Source organism: Nitratidesulfovibrio liaohensis (genome assembly GCF_011682075.1).
Taxonomy (GTDB): domain Bacteria; phylum Desulfobacterota; class Desulfovibrionia; order Desulfovibrionales; family Desulfovibrionaceae; genus Cupidesulfovibrio; species Cupidesulfovibrio liaohensis.
This window is the reverse complement of record NZ_VSMK01000197.1, coordinates 1-21,165: the sequence shown is the minus strand read 5'-3', so window position 1 is coordinate 21,165 and position 21,165 is coordinate 1. Positions and strand designations below refer to the sequence as shown.

13 protein-coding genes and 1 tRNA gene are annotated in these 21,165 nt (G+C 64.2%); 4 read left to right on the top strand and 10 right to left on the bottom strand.

Features of this window, described 5'->3' with window-relative positions:
• Positions 1-81: 81 nt before the first annotated feature.
• Positions 82-690, bottom strand: coding sequence for a hypothetical protein (locus tag FVW27_RS07875; RefSeq protein WP_208294693.1), 609 nt, complete (start codon positions 688-690; stop codon positions 82-84).
• Positions 691-1,042: 352 nt separating this feature from the next.
• The gene (locus tag FVW27_RS07870; protein ID WP_167124130.1) at positions 1,043-2,197 is read right to left on the bottom strand and encodes a glycosyltransferase family 2 protein; all 1,155 of its coding nucleotides are present in this window, start codon (positions 2,195-2,197) and stop codon (positions 1,043-1,045) included.
• Between the two features lie 503 nt (positions 2,198-2,700).
• Between FVW27_RS07870 and ngr the strand changes: the two genes are divergently transcribed.
• Positions 2,701-3,309, top strand: a complete 609-nt coding sequence (gene ngr / locus FVW27_RS07865) for a nigerythrin (RefSeq protein ID WP_167124128.1) — start codon at positions 2,701-2,703, stop codon at positions 3,307-3,309.
• Positions 3,310-3,451: 142 nt separating this feature from the next.
• Here the strand turns inward: ngr and FVW27_RS07860 are convergent.
• Both FVW27_RS07860 and FVW27_RS07855 read right to left on the bottom strand, forming a co-directional pair.
• Positions 3,452-3,527, bottom strand: a tRNA-Ala gene (locus FVW27_RS07860).
• A gap of 396 nt (positions 3,528-3,923) precedes the next feature.
• Positions 3,924-4,097 (bottom strand): helix-turn-helix domain-containing protein, encoded by a 174-nt coding sequence (locus tag FVW27_RS07855; RefSeq protein WP_007525427.1) that lies wholly within the window; start codon positions 4,095-4,097, stop codon positions 3,924-3,926.
• A gap of 1,029 nt (positions 4,098-5,126) precedes the next feature.
• Between FVW27_RS07855 and asnS the strand changes: the two genes are divergently transcribed.
• Both asnS and FVW27_RS07845 read left to right on the top strand, forming a co-directional pair.
• A complete protein-coding gene (gene asnS, locus FVW27_RS07850) occupies positions 5,127-6,521 on the top strand; it encodes an asparagine--tRNA ligase (protein WP_167124132.1) in 1,395 nt (464 codons plus the stop codon).
• A 253-nt stretch (positions 6,522-6,774) separates the two neighbouring features.
• Positions 6,775-7,218 (top strand): universal stress protein, encoded by a 444-nt coding sequence (locus FVW27_RS07845; protein WP_167124126.1) that lies wholly within the window; start codon positions 6,775-6,777, stop codon positions 7,216-7,218.
• A gap of 230 nt (positions 7,219-7,448) precedes the next feature.
• Here FVW27_RS07845 and FVW27_RS07840 read toward each other — a convergent pair whose 3' ends face one another.
• The 5 genes from FVW27_RS07840 to FVW27_RS07820 form a co-directional block, all read right to left on the bottom strand.
• Complete coding sequence (locus FVW27_RS07840; RefSeq protein WP_167124124.1) at positions 7,449-8,222, bottom strand: tetratricopeptide repeat protein; 774 nt, start codon at positions 8,220-8,222, stop codon at positions 7,449-7,451.
• A 270-nt stretch (positions 8,223-8,492) separates the two neighbouring features.
• Entirely contained in the window at positions 8,493-10,931 is a 2,439-nt protein-coding gene (gene gyrA, locus FVW27_RS07835) for a DNA gyrase subunit A (protein ID WP_167124122.1), read from the bottom strand.
• 314 nt (positions 10,932-11,245) lie between these two features.
• Positions 11,246-13,642, bottom strand: a complete 2,397-nt coding sequence (gene gyrB, locus FVW27_RS07830; protein WP_167124120.1) for a DNA topoisomerase (ATP-hydrolyzing) subunit B — start codon at positions 13,640-13,642, stop codon at positions 11,246-11,248.
• Between the two features lie 309 nt (positions 13,643-13,951).
• The gene (locus FVW27_RS07825) at positions 13,952-15,121 is read right to left on the bottom strand and encodes a DNA polymerase III subunit beta (RefSeq protein ID WP_167124118.1); all 1,170 of its coding nucleotides are present in this window, start codon (positions 15,119-15,121) and stop codon (positions 13,952-13,954) included.
• A 137-nt stretch (positions 15,122-15,258) separates the two neighbouring features.
• Positions 15,259-16,593 carry a DnaA ATPase domain-containing protein gene (locus tag FVW27_RS07820; RefSeq protein WP_167124116.1) on the bottom strand — a complete coding sequence of 445 codons (1,335 nt, stop codon included), beginning with the start codon at positions 16,591-16,593 and terminating at the stop codon, positions 15,259-15,261.
• Between the two features lie 1,162 nt (positions 16,594-17,755).
• Between FVW27_RS07820 and FVW27_RS07815 the strand changes: the two genes are divergently transcribed.
• Positions 17,756-19,081, top strand: a complete 1,326-nt coding sequence (locus tag FVW27_RS07815; RefSeq protein ID WP_167124114.1) for a M23 family metallopeptidase — start codon at positions 17,756-17,758, stop codon at positions 19,079-19,081.
• 540 nt (positions 19,082-19,621) lie between these two features.
• On the opposite strand, the gene FVW27_RS07810 is transcribed toward FVW27_RS07815, so the two are convergent.
• The coding region (locus FVW27_RS07810; RefSeq protein ID WP_167124112.1) for an SDR family oxidoreductase at positions 19,622-21,165 on the bottom strand (1,544 nt) is incomplete at its 5' end.

Here is a 21,165-nt window from a genome sequence, read left to right as displayed (position 1 = left end):
ATAAGACTCCTTTTTCGACCTTCGCCTGCGATTCGACGGCATACCCGCACCTCCTTGATTGGAGGATGAGCATGCAGGATTTCAAACGAGGGCGGTAGAAGGAGGTGATGTGACGCTTACGTTGGGGCCTTCCTTCGCGTACTCGACGAACACGTCGAAATAGCGGTCGTCCGCAAAGCAGCCCGTATCCAGCAGCTCGTATTCCGGATCGAGCCTGGTTCTCCGGGCGTTGGTGCGCACCAGATCGTCGTAGGGAAAGGCCGTCTGCGGGTATTTGTACAGGTATTTCATGTACGAATGGGTGGGAGTGCTGTCGAGGTAGAAGTAGTATTCCTTCACGTCCTCGCCGTGGTTGCCCTCACTGTTGGTGAGGCCGAACAGCCGCTCTTTCAGGATCGGGTCACGCCCGTTCCACAGAGCCACGGCCAGACACAGCACTTGCCGGTCATCGCTGATGCCGCCAATGCCGTCCTCTCCCCAGCGGTAGGCCCGCGAGCGTGCCTGGTCGTGGGTGAAGTGGTTCCAGGCGTCGCCGTCGGTGCTGTAATCCTCGCGTACGGTGCCCCATTGCCGCTCGCTGAGATAGGGACCCCATTTCTTCCATGGATGGCTGTTGGTCGTGCAGGAGTGCGTGCTTTCGCCGCAGGAGCGCAGGCGGGCATGTTCCGCCGTTTCAGTGGTGCGTGCCATGCAGATGTCCCCTTGCGTGACAGGTTGCTGTACCTCGAAGCGAAGCTGTTCCGTACCACGAGGCTCGGGTGGCGGCAGAACGGAGATGCACGCGGGGATGACACGGGAACGGGGAACGGGGAGAGGGGAGAGCGGGGAGATGAAGCGGAAGCGGTGCCGCCATGCGCCCGAAACGGGCTGTGTACTTTTCAGAATACACCCTTGCCCGCGTATCGCCATTATTTCGGGGCACAAGACACACGAAGGCAACGTGTCCGGTACCGGGGGCCAGCGTGCACGATCACGCGCGCCCGTGCGGTGTCATCCGGTGTTGCGCGCCCGGCGGCATCCGGCAGCGCCCGGCGGCATCCCGTCACATCGGCAGCGTGTGCAGGTAGGCGGCCATTTCCGCATCGCAGGCAGGACGGATGGCGGCAACGATCTCGCGGCTGGCCTGCCTGTCGGAATGGGCGAAGCATTCCGCCATCCGGATCAGCAGCCACAACCGGGTCGTGTCGGGGCAGGGTTGCTCCAGCGCGTCGTTGAACCGGCACAGGGCAAGGTCGTGGTGACCGCAGAACAGGTGATGCAGCCCGTTGGAAATGCAGGTTTCCAGCCGCGTGGCCGAGGGGATGTCCTTGTCGGCGTGCACGTCGTACCAGCGGGCCAGCCTGCCGTAGGCATAGCCGGGGCTGCGCGTCTTCAGCGCCCGGCCGGCGTTGCGGGCATAGGTTTCGCGCAGGGTTGCGTACCGTTCGTGGTACATGGACCTGTCCTTGCCGTGCACCCTGCGGGTGTAGGCATCCATCCAGTCGATGCGGCTGGTGCCATCCGCGTTGCGGCTGACGAGCCGGGCCAGCCGTTCCAGCGTGCGGTCCAGGTCGCGGTAGTTGAAATGGTGGATGTTCAGGGCGCCGTGCGCCACGTCGAAGGTGTTGCCGTTGGGGTCGAAGGTGTGCGCACCACCCAGGGAGGCTACGTGCGGCGCACCCCGCACGTAACGGAGCAGCGGCACCTTTTCCACGCCGGTGTTCACGCACAGGGGCATGAAGTCCGCCGGATGGTAGCCGGAGGCAAAATAGGGCCGATGCGTGGGCAGGTGGTCGTGCATGTACCCGTGCACCGCGCCCACGGATGGCGGAAGTCCGGCCACGAAGTCACGCAGGGTCAACGCCGGGCTCATGACAGCGTCAGGACCAGTGTCGGCACCATAACCGGGGCCGGGGCCAAGGTCCGGAAACTCGTCGGCGTCGATATACAGCCACCAGTTGACGTCATGGGACGAGGCCCTGTTCAGGGCCTCCACGGCGGCGTTGAGGTAGTGCACCTTTTTGGATTCATCGAAGACGTCGGTGCGGAAGGAGGCCACCAGCCGTGCCCCGGCCTCCTGCGCCACGCGTACCGTGTCGTCCGTGCTGCCGTTGTCCACGAAGCAGACGTTGTCGCACCCCTGGGCAAAGGCGTGCCGCACGGTGGAGGCGATGATGTCTTCCTCGTTCCACAGGCACAGGATGGCGTTCAGTTGCATGCGGGAACCTTGGCGCGTCGGGGTGGGCGTACGGGGGGCAGGTCGCCCCGATGGCATTCCGGAACCCGTCGGTGAGCGTCCAGTGGTATTCGCCACGGGAACCCGCCCGCCGACAGCCTGCCGGTGTTGTCTGCCAGCCTTCGCATTCCTTGGTCCGAACGTAAAGCAATGTAAACGGGTACGATGCACGGCCCACCCACCCCGCACCATGCCCAGCCCATCAAGGCCTTGGCCCGGTCCATCTGCGAGGGGGTACAGGTAGCCGGACACCATGTCATGCCGCGTTTTGTCAGGCGTGGATGCCGGAGCGCATGCGCCGATGTGCCGCGAGACACATTGCGGCTGTGACAGCCACTTTGAAAACGCCCCAAAACTTGACGCACTCGACGATCGGGGGCAGATACTGTGGCATATGAGAACGCACTGAATAAACGTTTTTGGTTGTCATTATCCTGCAAGACGCACAGGGCCACTTCACCCCAACCAAGAAGGAGTCGGCATCCATGAAAGTTCGCGCGCAGATACCCACGGTCAAGAACGCTACAAATTTCAATCCGGTGGCGGACAGCAAAACCGTTGTGGGCAGCACCCTCGAGAACCTCAAGGCCGCCATTGCCGGTGAAACCGGGGCACACGCCAAGTACACGGCCTTTGCCAAGGCCGCCCGCGAGCATGGCTACACGCAGATCGCCCGGCTTTTCGAAGCCACGGCGGCGGCCGAGCTGATCCACATCGATCTTGAGTATACCCTGGTGGCCGAAATGGAACCCGGCTACGTGAAGCCCACGGCGACCGCACCCGCCGCCAAGGCGTGCGACCTGAACCTCATTTCCGGGGCCAACGGCGAAATTTACGAGACGTCGGACATGTACCCGGCCTTCATCAGGAAGGCCCAGGAAGAAGGGAACAGCAAGGCCGTCCACGTGTTCACGCGGGCGAAGCTGGCCGAATCCGTGCACGCCGAGCGCTACCTGGCCGCCTACAACGACCTGGATGCGCCGGACGACGACAAGTTTTACCTGTGTCCCATCTGCGGATACATCCACAAGGGCGAGGACTTCGAGAAGTGTCCCATCTGCTTCCGCCCCAAGGACACCTTTACGGCGTACTGAGCCGAGGCCGGAAGAATTGATGGGGGATGCGGGCCGCGCACCTGTCGTGCGGAAATACGCCAGCGGCAGACGCGGCAAGGGATGGACGCCGAGCCCGGAACGGAAAAAGGGTTCCACAGTGATGTGGAACCCTTATCCTTTCTGGTGGAGCTGAGGAGAATTGAACTCCTGACCTCTTGAATGCCATTCAAGCGCTCTCCCAACTGAGCTACAGCCCCAGGCGTGTTGGGACGCACCGGCTTGGCCGGGCGCGGAGCAGACATTGCCCCAGCACACCGGGTTTGTCAACAATCAGGGAGGAAAAACGTGCGGGGGGGCACATCCCGCTGCCGTGCACCGATCTCATCAGCATCCGGGCTCCACAAGCCACCACGGGAGCTCATCGGAATCACCGGGCCGACGGAATCTCTGGGATATCAGGCCCCGCCAACGGTCATGAACCCGCGCAAGGCCGAATCCGCAGGATGAAGCCGCCTGCAAGGGAAAACCCCCGCCATCCCTTGCGGACATGGCGGGGGTTTTGAAACGGGTGGGTCAGGTTGCCCGGCCTTTTGCCGGGCTGCCGCATCGTCCCGGTGCGATTACCATCCGTTCATGGTGCCCTCCCCCGGGCGTTACGCCACCGGCTCGTAGAAGCAGCGCTTGGGCGAGTGGATCTTGCCGGCCTTCTTCAGCGCGTCGATGGCCTTGGAAACGTCCTTGGAATCCACGGCAAGGGCCTTGGCGATGTCGCCGGGACGCACGGGCTTGCCCGCTTCCTTCATGGCTTTGAGAACTTGATCTTCCATGGATGTGCTCCTTTGCGATTTAATCAGTAATAATTACTGATAGTGAAATGGCTGCCGCTCGTCAACCGTTTCACGACACGCCGCCCCATCTTTTCGCACAGCAAACCTTGCCGCCACTCTAGCACGCCCGCGCCGCACGCTCCAAGCCTTTGCCGTACCTGCTCGCCCTGCTGCCTGTTCCACGGCCCTTTGGAATGCCCTTTCCCAAGGAATAGCATCCTAACTTTGGAGCTTTGCATCACTGTCCAACGACAATGCCCGTGCGTAGAAGCGTGTGCAACCGGGCTTTGGCAGCAAGACACGCTTTACGCCGAGCGTTACGGTGAAGGCTTCTTCTTTCCGCCACTCCACCGGGAGCACCGCGCACATACGCATTCCGCCGGGCAGATCACCCGAAGGCGCTCTGGCCGAGGGAAGCTGCCCGGCGGGTAATGCGGTGCAGGATTCCTGTGGATACAGGCTCCCGTTTCATCACCACGGCGAGAGCACCATGCGCATTGGCGTCACCGGTGGCAGATCGCCCGAAGGCGCCTTGCGTCGGAGGGAAGCTGCCGCCGAAGGGACGCCGCGCATGACAACACGGGGTTCCAAGGACTTCAGCCGTTAGGCGAGCGTGAAACGCGAGTCTTACGGATGAAGATAGCAGAGCTGGCGGAGCCCCTGGAACGCGGGGGTGCAGGGGGTGTTCGTTACAACACCCCTTGCCCGCCGGAGGCATAACGAAATCGGGCGTTGCCAACAGGGCAGAACTGTCTTCGTAGAAGCGTGTCCAAACAACGCTCCTCTTCTCCCCCTCTCCCTTTCCTCTCTTCTCCCTCTTCTCTCATTCCCCTCCCCCTGCCCCCCTCCCCCTCCCACACCCCGTTGACCGCCCCACCATTGCACCGTACACCCTTTTCACATGCGCCGCGCCCGCCGCGCGTTACCCCGCGCCCGCCGCGCGCTGCGCATACACCGCCCGCCACACCACACGCCGGGCCGCCATACCGACCACCAAGGAGACGCCGCATGACCGCTTCCGCCAACTCCATGGCCCGCACCCCCGTGGCCGATGCCCTTACCGCCCAGGCCCCCGTGGCGCACATCCGCATCTGCGGCTGGGTGCGCACCCGGCGCGACGCCAAGGGCTTCTCGTTTCTCGAAATCAACGACGGATCGTGCCTGGCCAACATCCAGTGCATCGTGGACGAGGCCCTGCCCGACTACGCCGTGATCAAGGACGTGAACACCGGCGCGGCAGTGGACGTGCGCGGCGAACTGGTGGAATCGCCCGGCAAGGGCCAGAAGTGGGAAGTGCGCGCCGCCGCCCTGATTCTGCTGGGCGGCGCCGACGCGGAAGCCTATCCGCTGCAGAAGAAGCGCCATTCCGACGAATTCTTGCGCACCATCGCCCACCTGCGCGCGCGCACCAACAAGTTCGGCGCGGCATTCCGCATCCGGTCCGAGGCCGCCTACGCCATCCACGAATTCTTCCGCGAGCGCGGCTTCTTCCACGTGCACACGCCCATTCTGACGGGTTCGGACTGCGAAGGCGCGGGCGAGATGTTCCGCGTCACCACCCTGCCCGCGTCCGGCGCATCAGGCACCCCGGTTCCGCCCTCCGGCAACCGCTTCGAGGCCGACTTCTTCGGCAAGGAATGCAACCTCACCGTGTCCGGCCAGCTGGAGGCCGAGGCGCTGGCCATGGGCCTTGGCAAGGTCTACACCTTCGGGCCCACCTTCCGCGCCGAGAACTCCAATACCGCCCGCCACGCCGCCGAATTCTGGATGATCGAGCCGGAATTCGCCTTCGCGGACCTGAACGACGACATGGAACTGGCCGAGGCCATGACCCGCACCGTTGTCACCCGCGTGCTGGAACGCTGTGCCGCCGACATCGAACTGTTCGACCGCTTCGTGGACAACGGGCTGATCGAACGGCTGCGCACCATCGCGGACCAGCCCTTTGCCCGGGTGTCCTACCGCGAGGCCATCGAACTGCTGAAGGCCTCCGGCAAGAAGTTCGACTACCCCGTGTCCTTCGGGCTGGACCTGCAGACCGAGCACGAACGCTACCTGGCCGAAGAACATTTCGGCAAACCGGTCATCGTCTACAACTACCCGAAATCCATCAAGGCGTTCTACATGCGCCTGAACGACGACAACGAGACCGTGGCCGCCATGGACGTGCTGGTGCCGCGCATCGGCGAACTGATCGGCGGCAGCCAGCGCGAGGAACGGCTGGACGTGCTGGAAGCGCGCATCCGCGAAATGGACCAGAACCCCGACGACTACTGGTGGTACCTGGATCTGCGGCGCTTCGGCTCCGTGCCGCACGCGGGCTTCGGCCTGGGCTTCGAACGGCTGTTGATGCTGCTGACCGGCATCGCCAACATCCGCGATGTGGTGCCCTTTCCCCGGACACCCGGCAATCTCGAATTCTAAACTTCGTCTCAAAAATCTCACGTGCGCGCGGCGCCGGGGCAACCCCGCGCCGCGTTTTCATTTTCCGCGCCGCCCACCCACCCGCAAAGCAAGCAATAGCACCATTTTTTCGCCACCCCCATTGCCCAGTCCCCACCGAGCGGGTATGGTAACGGCAAGTCCGTCTGCCCGGCCCTGTGTGCACCGCCTTGCCGCGCGCTGTCACGCCGCCGCATTCCCCGCAAGGGAGCGGGGGGACGGACAAGGGGAATACATGATCAAGCCATCTCGCATTCTGCTGGCCATTGACGGAACCCAGGGTTCCTACCGTGCGGCGCGCCAGGCCGCCCTCATCGCCAACCTCACCGGAGCGGAGGTCATCCTTCTGCACTGCGCCGACCCGCATCCTTCCCTGTCCCTGCCACTTTCGGCGGCGGGGACCGGTGCCATGCCGGAGTTTTCCGGGTACGCGCCACCATCCACCCACGAACGAGTGGGTCCCGCACGCGACATCCTGCAGGACCATCAAGTCCGGTACATGGAACACACCGTGGAAGGTCCGGCGGCGGAAACCATTCTGGGAGTGGCCCTGCGCGAACACTGCGACCTCATCGTCATGGGGCGTCATGGCACCGGTTCCACTGAAGAACCTGACGTGGGCCGCACCGCGGAACATGTGGTGCGCGAAGCGCCGTGCACGGTGATGGTGGCCGCCTAGAGGCTCTTGTAAATTGTCTTCGCTCGCTGGCCGAAGCGTGGCCGTTGAGCGTGCTTGCGATCCCTGCGGGCAGGTTGCGCAACGCGGTCGGACAGCCCCGGCATCCGGTCCGCATCGTCCGTTTGCCCACAGCTCTTCTTCGGCCCATGAAACGACGCGACCGCCGCTCCCCCCTCTGGGGAACGGCGGTCGCACCGCGTGGCGGCACCCATGCGCCCTTCTTCCTGCGCCTAACGCCCCTTGCGCAACTGGCGGATGCGCGTATCCACCACCATCTCGTTGGGGTACGTCTCGCGCACCGATTCGAACACGACCAGCGCCTCAGCCGTCTTGCCCTGCTGTTCCAGCGCATCGCCCAGCAGGAACCCGGCCAGCGCCTTCAACTCCTTGTCCGCGCCCGGCATGGCCAGTATCTGTCGCGCCAGGTCCGCCCCACGCGCAAAATGTTCCATGGACATCTGCACGTCGGCCAGATCGTACAGGCATTCGGCCCGCCGAGCCTCCGTGGCCTTCAGTTGCAGACACTGTTGCAGCACGTCCTCCGCAATGCCGAACTCGCGCCGCGAGGCATGAATGCGCCCCAGCCGCCGATGGGCCCGGGCGTTCTCGTCGCCCGGCAGGTCCGGCACCTCCATCAGCTTGCGCCATACGTCCGCCGCCCGGTCCCAGCGCCGGGACGTCTCCAGCAGGCCGCCCAGCCGCACCAGAACCTCGCGCGCCTTGTCGCCGTCCATGCCGAACTCAAGGTACATGGCCTCCAGCAACTCCATGGCCGCCTTCTCATCACCCCGCACGTCCTGGGTGATCTGCACCAGCCGCTGCCACGCCTCCCAACGCTCCTCACCCTCCGGGTTCAAACGCAGGTACCGCTCCAGCAACTTCTCAGCCTCGCCGTAGCGCCGCTCGCCCGCCGCCTTGCGCGCATCCGCCATGTCGTCCGGCGGCGCCGCCTTCTCGCAGCCAGCAAGCACGAAAAGTAAAGCTATGAGAAAAGACAGAAGCACGGGGAGGGAGAACCTTCGCGCTGCGCGCTCGTGTAACGGCTGCCGCTTGAAAAAGGTTCTCCCTCCCCGTACCCCTCCCTCTCCCAAACTTTTTACTTGGGGATTAACCAGGAAGGCAGGTTGGTTTTCATTGGCATTCGCCATGGACGGTACCTTGGATCGAGGCTGCGCGAAACCAAACAAAACGTTTTGAAGGGAGTGGAGGGGGTGCGGGGGAGGCGAGGGAAACTTTTGGAAAAGTTTCCCTCGCCTCCCCCGCGTTAACTCCGTCTACTCTTCACCCTCGACCACTTCGCGTTCGTCGATGCGGTCAAAGCCGACCACGAGGGCGCCTTCATCCAGGCGCACCAGGCGCACGCCCTGGGTGGCGCGGCCCACGCTGCGCACGTCGTTGAGGCCCATGCGCAGGATCTTGTTGGTGGAGGTGAGCAGGACAAGGGCGTCATCGTCGCGCACGGGCATGGCGCCAATGACGTCGCCGGTCTTGGGGGTGACCTTGAAGTTCTTGACCCCCACGCCCCCGCGCGACTGCACGCGGTACAGGTCTGCGTTGGTGCGCTTGCCGAAGCCGTTGGCCGAAACGGACATGATCATGGAGGTGGTGTCTTCCTCGGCCAGGATGACGCAGGCCACCACGCGGTCCTTGCCGCGCAGGGCGATGCCCTTGACGCCTGTGGCGCTGCGGCCCATGGGCCGGACGTCCTCGCACTGGAATCGGATGGCCATGCCGTCGTTGGTGGTGAGCACGATGTGGCAGTGCTCGTCCACCTCGCGCACCATGATCAGCTCATCCTCGGGGCGCAGGCCCACGGCGATGAGGCCGGTCTTGCGGCACTTGGCGTACAGCGAGGCACTGGAACGCTTGACCATGCCGCGCCGGGTCACGAACAGGAAGTACCGGTCCTCGGCGAACTCGCGCACGGTGAGCACGTTGGTGACCAGTTCGTCCTTGTCCAGCTGCACCAGGTTGGCGATGTGCACGCCCTTGGCCGTGCGGCTGCCTTCGGGCACGCGGTGCACCTTGATCTGGTGCATGCGCCCGTGGTTGGTGAACAGCAGCAGGTACTGGTGGTTGGTGGTGGTCAGGAAGTCCTGCACGAAGTCGTCTTCCGAGGTGTGCACCCCGGCAATGCCCTTCCCGCCACGGCGCTGTTGCTGGTAGTTGTCCAGCGTGGTGCGCTTGATGTAGCCGCGGCGCGACAGGGTGATGACCACGTCCTCGTCGGGGATAAGGTCTTCGATGTCGATGCCGTCCAGCTCTTCTTCCAGCACCTCGGTGCGGCGTTTCGTCGCAAAGGTGTCGCGCAGTTCGCCGATTTCCTCGCGGATGACCGAACGCAGCACCTCGGGGTTTTCCAGAATCGACTTGAAGAATTCGATCTTCTTCAGCAACTCGTTGTATTCCTCGACCAACTTTTCGTGTTCGAGGTTGGTCAGGCGCTGCAGGCGCATGTCCAGGATGGCCTGGGCCTGGGCCTCGGACAGCTCGAAGCGGGCCATCAAGGCGTCCTTGGCATCCTGAGGCGTCTTGGACGCGCGGATCAGGGCGACGACCTCATCGATGTTGTCGAGGGCAATGCGCAGGCCTTCCAGGATATGGGCGCGCGCCTCTGCCTTGCGCAGGTCGTACCGGGTGCGGCGGATGATCACCTCGCGCCGGTGCTCGAGGAAGATTTCCAGCGCCTGCTTCAGGTTCAGCAGCTGCGGGCGGTTGCCCACCACGGCCAGCATGTTGATGCCGAACGAGCTTTCCAGCGGCGTGTACTTGTACAGCGCGTTGACCACGATGTCGGGGATGGTGCCGCGCTTGAGGTCGATGACCACGCGGATGCCCTTGCGGTCCGATTCGTCGCGCAGGTCGGCCACGCCATCGATCTTGCGCTCGTTGACCAGCGCCGCGATCTTCTCCACCAGGCTTGACTTGTTGAGCGCGAAGGGAATCTCGCGGATGACGATGGCCTGCAGGCCCTTCTTGCGCTCTTCTATCTCCACCTTGCCGCGCACCTTCACGGTGCCGCGCCCGGTGGTGTAGGCGTCGTACAGGCCCTGCCCGGCGTAGACGAAGCCCGCCGTGGGGAAGTCCGGACCCTTCACATGGTCCATCAGGTCTTCCACGGTGCAGCCCGGCTCGTCCACGATGTGCAGCAGAGCGCCGCACAGCTCGCCCAGGTTGTGGGGCGGGATATTGGTGGCCATGCCCACCGCGATGCCCGACGAACCGTTCAGCAGCAGGTTCGGCACCTTGGTGGGCAGCACCGAAGGTTCGAGCAGGGTGTTGTCGTAGTTGGGCCTGAAGTCCACCGTCTCCTTGTCGATGTCGGCAAGGAATTCGCCCGCCAGGCGGGACATGCGCACTTCGGTGTATCGCATGGCCGCCGCGGCGTCGCCGTCGATGGAGCCGAAGTTGCCCTGCCCGTCCACCAGGGGATCGCGCATGGAGAAATCCTGCGCCATGCGGACCAAGGCGTCGTACACGGCGGAATCGCCATGCGGGTGGTATTTACCGATGACGTCACCGACCACGCGCGCCGACTTCTTGGGCGGACGGGTGTAGCCGTTGCCCAACTCGTGCTGGGCGAACATGATGCGACGGTGCACCGGTTTCAGGCCGTCGCGCGCATCCGGGATGGCGCGGCCGATGATAACGCTCAGGGAGTACTCGAGGTACGACTTCCTGAGCTCTTTTTCTATGCTGACCTGTTGCGACACTGGTTTGCCTCGCTTCTCGATGGGCTGCCGCTGTTACGACTACACCCGGAGAGAACAGATTTTTACTGAGCCTCCGGCGGTCTGACGACGACCATGGAGGGGAGATATTTTTTACGCCTCCGGCGGGCAAGGGGCTATCGCGCGCTGCGATCGCCATCCGTAAGGTTCGCGCTACGCGCTCACCTAACAGCTGCCGTCCCCTGCACCCCCTCAATAAGGGAGAACAGCCACCCCTATAAAAAGTTTGGGGGGAAGGGGTCCGGGGAGGGAGACCCTTTCCAAAGGGTCCCCTCCCCGGCACTCGCCAAACTCTTCTAGATATCCAACTCCTGCACGGACAGGGCGTTACGCTCGATGAACTCGCGGCGGGGTTCCACCCGGTCACCCATGAGCTGTTCGAAGGCTTCGCTGGCTTCTTCGGCGTCGTCCACGGTGACGCGGAGCAGGGTACGGTTTTCCGGGTTCATGGTGGTTACCCACAGCTGTTCCGGGTTCATTTCGCCCAGGCCCTTGTAGCGCTGGATGTTGATGCCCTTGCGGGCCTCGTCCAGCACCAGCCGGAACAGGTCGAAGATGTCCTCGGCCTCGCTGGTTTCGCCCTTGCGGTCCACGGTGCAGCGCAGGCTGCCGCAGCGGGTGCGGATGTCGGCAAGGGCGTCCCAGGCCTGGCGGTACATCTTGGAGTGGAAGAACTCGGCCCCCACGCGGGTGCGGTGGCCGTTGGTGTCTTCGAAAACCACGAAGGTACGGCTGTCCTCGTCGGTGTCTTCGCGTTCCGCGAACACGGAGTAGCCCCGGTCGTCCAGCCACTGGCGCAGGCCGTTGGGGTCTTCCTCGGTGAACCACTGGGGTTCGATGCGGGTTTCGTACTCGATGAAGGCCAGGAACAGTTCGCGGGCGATGCCGATGTTTTCCACGTCGCGCACCTTGGCGGACACCAGTTCGATGGCCTTCATGAGCGAGACGATGTCCGGCCCGGTGAAGGCGCAGCCCGATTCGGTGCGGATGGTGATGTCGTTGCTGATGCGTTCCAGCAGAAAGGCGTTCAGCTCCGGATCGTCCTTGATGAACTTTTCGAAACGGCTGCTGTGCACCCGGTACAGGGGCGGCTGTGCGATGTACAGGTGGCCGCGGTCGATGAGCTCCTGATACTGCCGGAAGAAGAAGGTCAACAGCAGGGTGCGGATGTGCGCGCCGTCCACGTCGGCGTCGGTCATGATGACGACCTTGTGATAGCGCAGCTTGTCGTAGTCGGTGTCGTCCTCGCCTATCCCTGCGCCCATGGCGGTGATGAGGGCCTTCACTTCCTTGTTGGCCAGCATCTTGTCGAAGCGGGTGCGCTCGGTGTTCAGGATCTTGCCGCGCAGCGGCAGGATGGCCTGGGTGGAGGGGTCGCGGCCCTGCTTGGCCGAACCGCCTGCGGAGTCACCTTCCACGATGAACAGTTCCGATTCCGCCGGGTCCTTGGACTGGCAGTCGGCCAGCTTGCCGGGCAGCGAGTTGTCGGACAGGGCACCCTTGCGGCGTACCAGTTCCTTGGCGCGGCGGGCGGCGTCGCGGGCGCGGGCGGCGTCCACGGCCTTGTCGATGATCAGCCGGGCGTCCTTGGGGTTTTCGCCAAAGTGCACGTTCAGCTTGTCGTACACGATGCCGGCCACCAGCCCCGCGATTTCGCTGTTGCCCAGCTTGGTCTTGGTCTGGCCCTCGAACTGGGGCTGCGGCAGCTTGACGGACACCACCGAGGTCAGGCCCTCGCGCACGTCATCGCCGGACAGCACGGTACCCTTCATCTTCTTGACCAGGTCGGGTTGGCCCTTGATGTAGCCGTTGATGGCGCGGGTGAGCGCCGTCTTGAACCCGGCAAGGTGGGTGCCGCCTTCCTTGGTGCGGATGTTGTTGGCGAAGGTGAGCACGTTTTCCTTGTAGCCCGCGTTGTACTGCAACGCGAAGTCCACGGTCACCCCGTCGGTCACCCCTTCACCGTCGATGATGGGATGGATGCCGCTTTCGCCGGAATTCAGGTCCTTGACGAACTGGCGGATGCCGCCATCGGCGCGAAACACGTGGGTTTCCGCGCTGCGCTCGTCGGTGAATTCTATTTCAAGACCCTTGTTGAGGTACGAAAGTTCCTCAAAGCGCTTGCGCAGCGTCTCGTACGAGTACTGCACCGTCTCGAAGATTTCCTCGTCCGGCTTGAAGTGCACCGTGGTGCCGTGGTTGGCCGATTCGCCCAGAAACTCCAGCGGCCCCTGCACCGCGCCACGCGCAAAGCGCATGCGGTGGCGCTTGCCGTCGCGGCGCACGGTCACTTCCAGCCACTCGGAAAGGGCGTTCACGCAGCTCACGCCCACGCCGTGCAGGCCGCCCGACACCTTGTAGGCGTCGTTGTCGAACTTGCCGCCCGCGTGCAGCTTGGTCATGACGACCTCGACCGCGGGCTTGCCCTCCTTGGGGTGCAGGTCGACCGGGATGCCGCGGCCGTTGTCGCTGACCGTGACGCTGTTGTCGAGGTGCAGCTTGACCACGATGCGCGAGCAGTAGCCCGCCATGGCCTCGTCGATGGAGTTGTCCACCACCTCGTACACAAGGTGGTGCAGGCCCCGCGCATCGGTGGAGCCGATGTACATGGCAGGGCGCTTGCGGACGGCAGCCAGACCCTCGAGGATCGTGATGCTGTCTGCGGTATAGGTCTGTCCCGTGGGAGTGGTCATCTTTGGGATTGTCTCCAACTTACGGATTTTCAGCGTTCAAGGCTTGGGGTTGAGACTTTTTTTACGCCTCCGGCGGGCAGGGACTGCCGCCCCTGCACCCCGCATAAAGCGTCTGGGTGACTCACCCCGGCGGCTGGCAAAGGTACCGCAGCGGCACTGCGCGCCAGGGGTTGTTTCCAAATTAGGATTTTCGTTCGTTGGCAAGGAAAAAAAGCCTGCCATGAGGGAGTATATCTTATCGTATTCGACCGACATGGCAGGCGAAGTTTGACGCAGCCAACGGGCGAAAGGACAATTTGGATACACCCCCTACACTTCCTCTTCGCTGTAGTAGGTCTCTTCCACGATCTTCATGGGCATGATGATCACGGTGTATTCGCTGTCGTCGCTGCCGCTGAGCCCGCAGGGGCCTTCGCTGCCGGTCAGGGTCAGACCCAGCCGTTCGGAGCGGTAGTGGCCCATGATTTCGATCAGGTTGCGGGTAGGGAAGGCGATTTTCTTGATGTCGCCGCTGTAGGTGGCTTCCAGGGTTTCGGTGGCCGAGCCCACGTCCTGGCCCTGGGCGGACAGCATCACTTCGCCGACGCCACCACCGTTGCAATCCAGGTCGAAGTAGGTGCAGCGGTTGGAGTCGGTGTTGAAGATCAGCAGGCGGTCCAGGGCGTCCATGGCGTCCTTGCGGGGCAACTCCAGTTTGGACACGGAATCGGCGGACAGCTTGGCCAGAAAGTTCATGTAGTCGGGGTACTGGTAGTACGAAAGCGGCAGGCTGAAGGTTTCCTTGCCGTCGCCGGTGCGGAAATGCAGGCGCTTTTCGGAAATGTTCAGTTCCACCTCGTCGGTACCCAGCCACTTCTTCAGCTCGCCAAGGTACTTCTTCTGGATCAGGATGCCTTCGGGCGGCAGCATGGCCATGAGCTCGTCATGGGTGAAGCGCAGCATGGCGAACTGGTGGCCGTTCAGGCCGCAGGCCTCGATGGCGTTCTGGGCGCCGGGCTTCAGGGACAGGCAGGCGATGGCTTCCACCGCGTCCTCGTCGCTGATGCAGAAGGCGATGCGGTCGATGAGTTCCTGCAGGTAGTCGCCGGACCACATCACCGAGCCGTCGGCGGGGAATTCCGAGAAGTTCTGGAACCACACCGGGTCGTTGACCGGCAGCTTGTACTTGCGGCGCCCCTGCTCGATGAGCAGGTTGCCGCTCTCGCCATCCAGCTTGAGGGTGATCTGGCCGCCGGGCAGCTTGCGGAGCAGGTCCACGAACGCGCGCCCCTGCACGCCCGCCAGGCCGGGCTGTTCGATGTCGGCGGCATACGAGCCCCGGAACTCGATGTTCGAGTCGGTGGCCAGCACGCTGAGCGAACCGTTCTCGGCCTTCAGCCAGATGGAGCGCAGGTAGGCCGCGCCCGTCTTGGCGGGGATGATGCTGGCGGCCTTCTGCAGGCCTTCGATGACATCTTCCTTCTGGATTCTCAGAAACATATCTGGATCTCCTGTTGTAGTAGCAGGGCCTGTGTCCAGGTGCGCAACCGGTTCAACATGTGGAAATGAATTGGAATTTCCGCGAACATTACAATGCACCGCGTGGGAACCGAAGGAACAGCCGAAAGGGGGGGCGCTCATTCGGCCCGAGTTAGGCACTTTCTTTTGAGGTCGGTCACCAAAAGTTGCATATCTTTGTCACTTTGCTGTAATTGCTTGATTTTTCGTACCGCGTACATGGCCGTGGAGTGGTCCTTGCCGCCGAATACCCGGCCCAGGGCCGGAAAGGAACTGCCCAGCAATTCGCGGCACAGGAACATGGCCACCTGGCGGGCCTGCACGATGTGCTGCTGGCGCTTGTCGCCAATGATGTCGCGGGCCGGGATGCCGAACTGTTCCGCCGTGGCGGCGATGACCGCGTCGGGGGTCAGGCTGTTGCCCTTGCCGCTGTCGGTATGCCGCAGGATCTGCTCCAGTTCGCGGTCCTGGATATCGCGGTTGACCAGTTGGCGGTAGGCGCCAACCTTGACCAGGATGCCTTGCAGGTGGCGGAATTCGCGGAACCGCTGGGCAAGGGTGAGGGCATGTTCCTTGGAAAGCTGGATGTTGCGCGAGCGGCTTTGCTGCTGGATGAACTTCAGCCGCACGTCAAGGTCGGGTTCGCGCAGTTCGACGATCAGCCCCCATTCCAGACGCGAGCGCAGCTTGGGCGACAGAAAGTCCAGGTCGGCCAGCTTGCCGGAACAGGCAAAGACCATCTGTTTGCCGTTGTCGTGGTAGTGGTCGAACGCAAAGGTCAGCTCGTCCTGCAGAATGGGCTGGTCTCGCAGGCGTTGCAGGTCGTCCACCACCAGCACCTCGTGGGCGCACAGGCGACTGCGGGCCTGCTGGCGTTCTTGCGCCGCCCCGGCGCCTGTGGCGGAAAGGCCTTCGAAGCGGGTGCCCAGTTCGTCCACCGAGCCGCAGAATATGGCGTTTTCATCGCGTGATCGGCTCAGTTCGTTGGCGATGGCGCGAAGAAGGTGCGTCTTGCCGTTGCCGTTGCCGCCGCACACCACGAAGGGATTGTAGACCCTGTCGTGCGGGTCGCGGCCGTCGCGGGCCACTTCCTTGGCCGAGGCCACGGGAAACTGGTTCTTGCGGTTGCTCAGGAAGGTATCGAAGGTGAACCGCGCGCCAAAGGGATAATCCAGCTGGCGGGCCGTCTTGGGTGCCGGAACCGCCTGGGCCGAACCGCCGTTGCCCGAGGAATAGCGCAGCACGTAGCCGTCGCCCAGAAATTCGCGCAGCCGCGATTCAAAGGTCACCTGCGCCGTGGCCGAAAACCACTGGGCAAAGAACGAGTGCGGAAACTGGACCTCCAGCCGCTTGTCGTTGGTGCTCAGGGTGATGGCCAGCGGGTCGTACCACTGGCGCAGATCCTGCTCCTGGCAGGTCTGCTGAAGGTGTTGGCGCAGGGCTTTTTTCAGCACGGGCGGTGGATAGGTCCTGTGTGAACCCGGCCAGGCCGGGCATTGCGGGTGTGGGGACGCGGGCCCAGGATGCGGGTACGGCGCGTGTCGCCATCTTTCGGCTCGTGCACATTGCCTTTGCGGACACCGCGTTGCCTGCTTCAGAAAGGGCTTCCAAAGTGGGGTGCGGAAGCGGAGCGGATTGGCACGGAGGAAGACGGCGGATTGCCGTGGCCCAAGTGCGCATCATTATCATATTCATCGAACCGGAACAAGGCCGGGCGCAGGCCCGGACGCGGTACGGCGGCAAGAAGGCACCGCCGGTGCGCTGCGCGGGGCTTTGCGCCAAGGCCTTGGCGCGCGGCTGCTGTCGCGCCCGGGAGCCGCGACGTGCGCTTTCGCGCGTGCAGGCCCGGCGAGGACATCTGGCACTGCCATGCAGGTGGCGGGATGGCGACTGGGCAACGACTGGGGACGACCGGGCTGGGACCACGCGACGGGGCGCGGTGGGTGCCGGAGGAGGCAGGTGGCCGAAGAAAGAAGTCACCGGTCAGGTCGGCGCGCTCAACACGGTGGGCAGGAAATTTGTACCCCCCGTTTTATGGCGCCACAGCGCCCGCAGGGGCCGCTGGCTGCCCGTTCCGCATCTTGGTCCGGGTCGGTCCGGTTTCGTGCCGCAGCGGTCGTTTGTGCAACGATGTGCAGAATCCGTCGGCCGTCTGGACAATTCCCCACGGCGCGGCTAGGGTTGGGCCGTTCTTTTCGGTTGGACCCGCCCGCCTGTCGAGGCCTGTTAAGATCTGCCGAGGGCGCGCCCCCATTGCCTTTTGCGCCGCGAATACGGCAAGGCAGCCCCTTGGGCGCTCCCGTGGTCGCCTTGGCCCAGCCCCGGCCCGTCACGTTGTGCCAGTTCGGGGTAGTCCGGGCTAGTCCGAGCTGGTTCGGGCCAGTTCGGGCTCGGTCCGGATAAGCCCGGCCAGTTCAGGCGCGAACCCTTTCCCGGTCTTTCTCGTTTTCCGGACCGGGCTTATGCGGCGCGGGGCCGCCCCATCACCGAAGCGCAGACCATACCGCCATCTTCCGCGCGCCAGGCCGCCATGTCCGATATGTCCGATATGTTCGACATGTCAGGCCGGTTGCCGCCGTCCGGTTGTTTTCAGGTCTGCCCATTGCACGAGGTTTCATGCAGTTGCCTTCCGCCAAGCGTTCCGGAATCGTCCTGCTGATCATTCTGCTGTTGGCCGCGGCGCCGTTCGTGCTGCGGCGCGGCCAGCAGCCCGACGAAACAGCCGCCGACACCACGGCGGCAGACTGCAACGCCACCGCACCCGCCGGGCAACTGCCCCCGGAACTGCGGGCCGAAGGCAGTGCGAACGCGCAGGGCGAAGGCCAGCCCGAAGTGGTGCAGGGGGTGGTTTCCTCCGGCGACACGGCGGCCAAGATCCTGCAGGAATGGCTGTCCTCGGTCGATGTGCACACCATGGTCACCGCGTGCGAGAAGGTCTATTCGCTGGCCCGCCTGCGCGCCGGCCAGCCGTATACCGTGGTGGCCAACGCCAGCATGGGCGGCATAGAGCGCTTCGAATACGAGATCGACAACGCGCAGAAGCTCATCGTCAGCAAGACCGACGATTCCTTTGCCGCCCGGGTGGAACCCATCCAGTACGACGTGGACGTGGTGCGGGTAGAGGGGGTCATCGAATCCAACCTGTTCCAGTCCGTGGCCGACGCGGGCGAATCGCCCACCCTGGCCATCCGCCTGGCCGATATCTTCGGCTGGGAGGTGGATTTCATCCGCGACATCCGCGAGGGCGACAACTTCACCGTGCTGGTGGAAAAGCGCTTCCGCGACGGCGAATTCAAGGGCTATGGGCGTGTGCTGGCGGCCATCTTCACCAATCAGGACCAGACACACCGCGCCTACCTGTTCCACGACGACCTGGGCATTCCGCAGTACTACAATTCGGAAGGTGCCTCCATGCGGCGTTCGTTCCTGAAGGCGCCGCTGTCGTTCACCCGCATTTCCAGCGGGTATACCATGACCCGCAAGCACCCCATCTTCAGCGACGTGCGGCCCCATCAGGGCGTGGACTACGCAGCGCCCACCGGCACGCCGGTCAAGGCCGTGGGCAACGCGGTGGTGGCCTCCGCCGGGTGGGGCAACGGCTACGGCAACCTGATCATCCTGCGCCACGCCAACGGGTACGAAAGCTACTACGGCCATCTTTCCGGCTTTGCGCGCGGGGTGCGCAAGGGCGCCACGGTGAAGCAGGGCGAGGTCATAGGCTACGTGGGCGCCACGGGTTGGGCCACCGGGCCGCACCTGGACTTCCGCCTGAAGAAGGACGGCAAGTTCATCAACCCCACCAAGAACATCAGCCCTCGCTCCGAACCCGTGGCCCGCAAGCTGCTGCCCGACTTCCGCCGTCAGATGGACGCCATTCGCCCGTATCTGGATGGCGAGGGCGACCTTGCCACGCTGGATGTGCAGAAGCTGCCCAACATATAGATTTCGTTGCCTATAGATACGCACACGGCGCGTCGTCCCCAGCGGGGGGCGGCGCGCTGTTGCGTTACGGGCATGGGAAAGCCATCGTAAAGCCGCCGATTGTGGCTGCAGCTCTGACCGCCCTTAATGGGCGCCAGTGCTCGGTAAATACATGCGAGGGAGATGGTGGGACCTTGCTGGTCCGGCAAGTGACCGATGAGTGTGCGGAAAAGTGTCTGTGCCGACCCAGGGTCAAGCAACTGTTCCGGATGTGCGTTTCGCGTGAAACATGCTGTAAAGATAAAAGAAAATATGAACGCAGGCGGCGAGTAACATCATTTGCGATGACATGGGCAATGGGCATCATGCGGGGCCATTGCCAGGCAGAATGGTGACATCGTATGTGCGCAAGCGTGTTACCTGTTTTAAATAATACACATTTTTTTGGAACATCATGCGCCGCGCGGCAGGCCTGTGACTGCGCCAGTTGAACGCGGAACGCTGCTCTGCAAGCTTGCGGGGGTGACTATCGCCGCTCCTGGTCGGCAGTCAGGGAGCCCGTCAGGCTGAAGAGGAGGATCTGGCGGGTGGAACGCCGGGCAGGGCGCAGGCAAAGTTGCGCTGCGCGGGCAGGCGGAAGGGGGGCCGCAGCATCGGCGCGCCCGTGGCCGTGGCGATGGCCGCCAGCATGCCCCGAAAGATGCGCCCATGCACCGGAAGCAGGACATACCAGTAGGCCAGTCCGGCCAGTCCGCGCGGCAGGAACCAGGACTGCATCCACAACTCCGTGGCTGCGGCACCCGTGGCCGTTGCCCCGGCATCGCCGCCATGTTCCGCGTCGGGTACCGGGCGCACCACGAATTCCAGCAGGGCATCGCCCGGCACCTTCATTTCCGCCAGCAGCAGCAACCGCTTGCCCGGCTGCACGTCCAGCACCCGCCAGAAGTCCAGGGCATCTCCCGTGCGCAGGGTTTCCGGGTCGCGCCTGCCGCGCCGCAGCCCCGGCCCCCCGGCCAGGGTGTCCAGCAGGCCGCGCAGCCGCCACAGGGCGTCATCCTGATACCAGCCGGTATCGCCGCCGATGCGCTCCACGGGCTTCCACACGGCTTCGGGCGTGGCAGCCAGCCGCACTCCCCAGCCATCCCCCAGCAGATGCCCGCCCGCGTACTCCGCATCGCCGCAAGCCACCCATTCCGGCACGGCGGGGCTGCCCGCGTCGGTCCAGCGGGTGGGCACGGCGTGGGTGCGCAGCCGGTCCAGGGCACGGCGGATGGCCTCGTCGCAGGGCAGCAGGTCTTGCGGGATGATGTCGCGGATGCGCGTTTCGCCGCACACCACCCGCTGCCGCAACCCGTGGATGAGCGGGCGCGCCAGGGCCACCGGCACAGGTGTGACCAGGTGCAGCCAGTGGGCGGAAAGCTCCGGCGTCAGGAAGGGCACGGGGATGATCAGCCGTCGTCGCAGGCCCGCCTGTCGGGCGTAGATGTCGAACAGTTCCCGATAGCTCAGCACGTCCGGCCCGCCGATGTCGTAGGCCTGCCCTGCCGTTTCGGGATGGTCCAGGCAGCCCGCCAGGTATTCCAGCACGTTGCTGATGGCTATGGGCTGGCACTGCATGTGGACCCAGCGCGGGGTGATCATGACCGGCAGGCGGTCCACCAGATAGCGGATGATCTCGAACGAGGCGCTGCCGGAACCGATGATCTGCGCCGCGCGCAGCACGGTGAGCGGCGCGTCTGCCAGGGCCAGTATTTCGCCCACCTCGGCACGGGAGCGCAGGTGTTCGGACACGCGGCTGGCCCCGTGCCCGTGTGTGTCCGTTTCCGGAGGCAGCAGGCCGCTGAGGTAGATGACCCTGGGCAGGGCGCTCTGCGTGCCGCGCAGGGCTTGCAGGGCGCGCACCATGCAGTAGGCGGCCTTGCGGTCGGCATCGGCAAAGGCGGCCACGGCGGGGTTCATGGAATGCACCAGGTAGAACACCGCATCGCAGCCGCGCAGGGCCTCGCACAGGGATGGCTCGTCCAGCATGTCGCCGCGCACGATGGTGCAGCCGGGGTGGGCCGCCCATGGGCGCCCCGCCAGCTTGGCCGGGTTGCGCGCCAGCG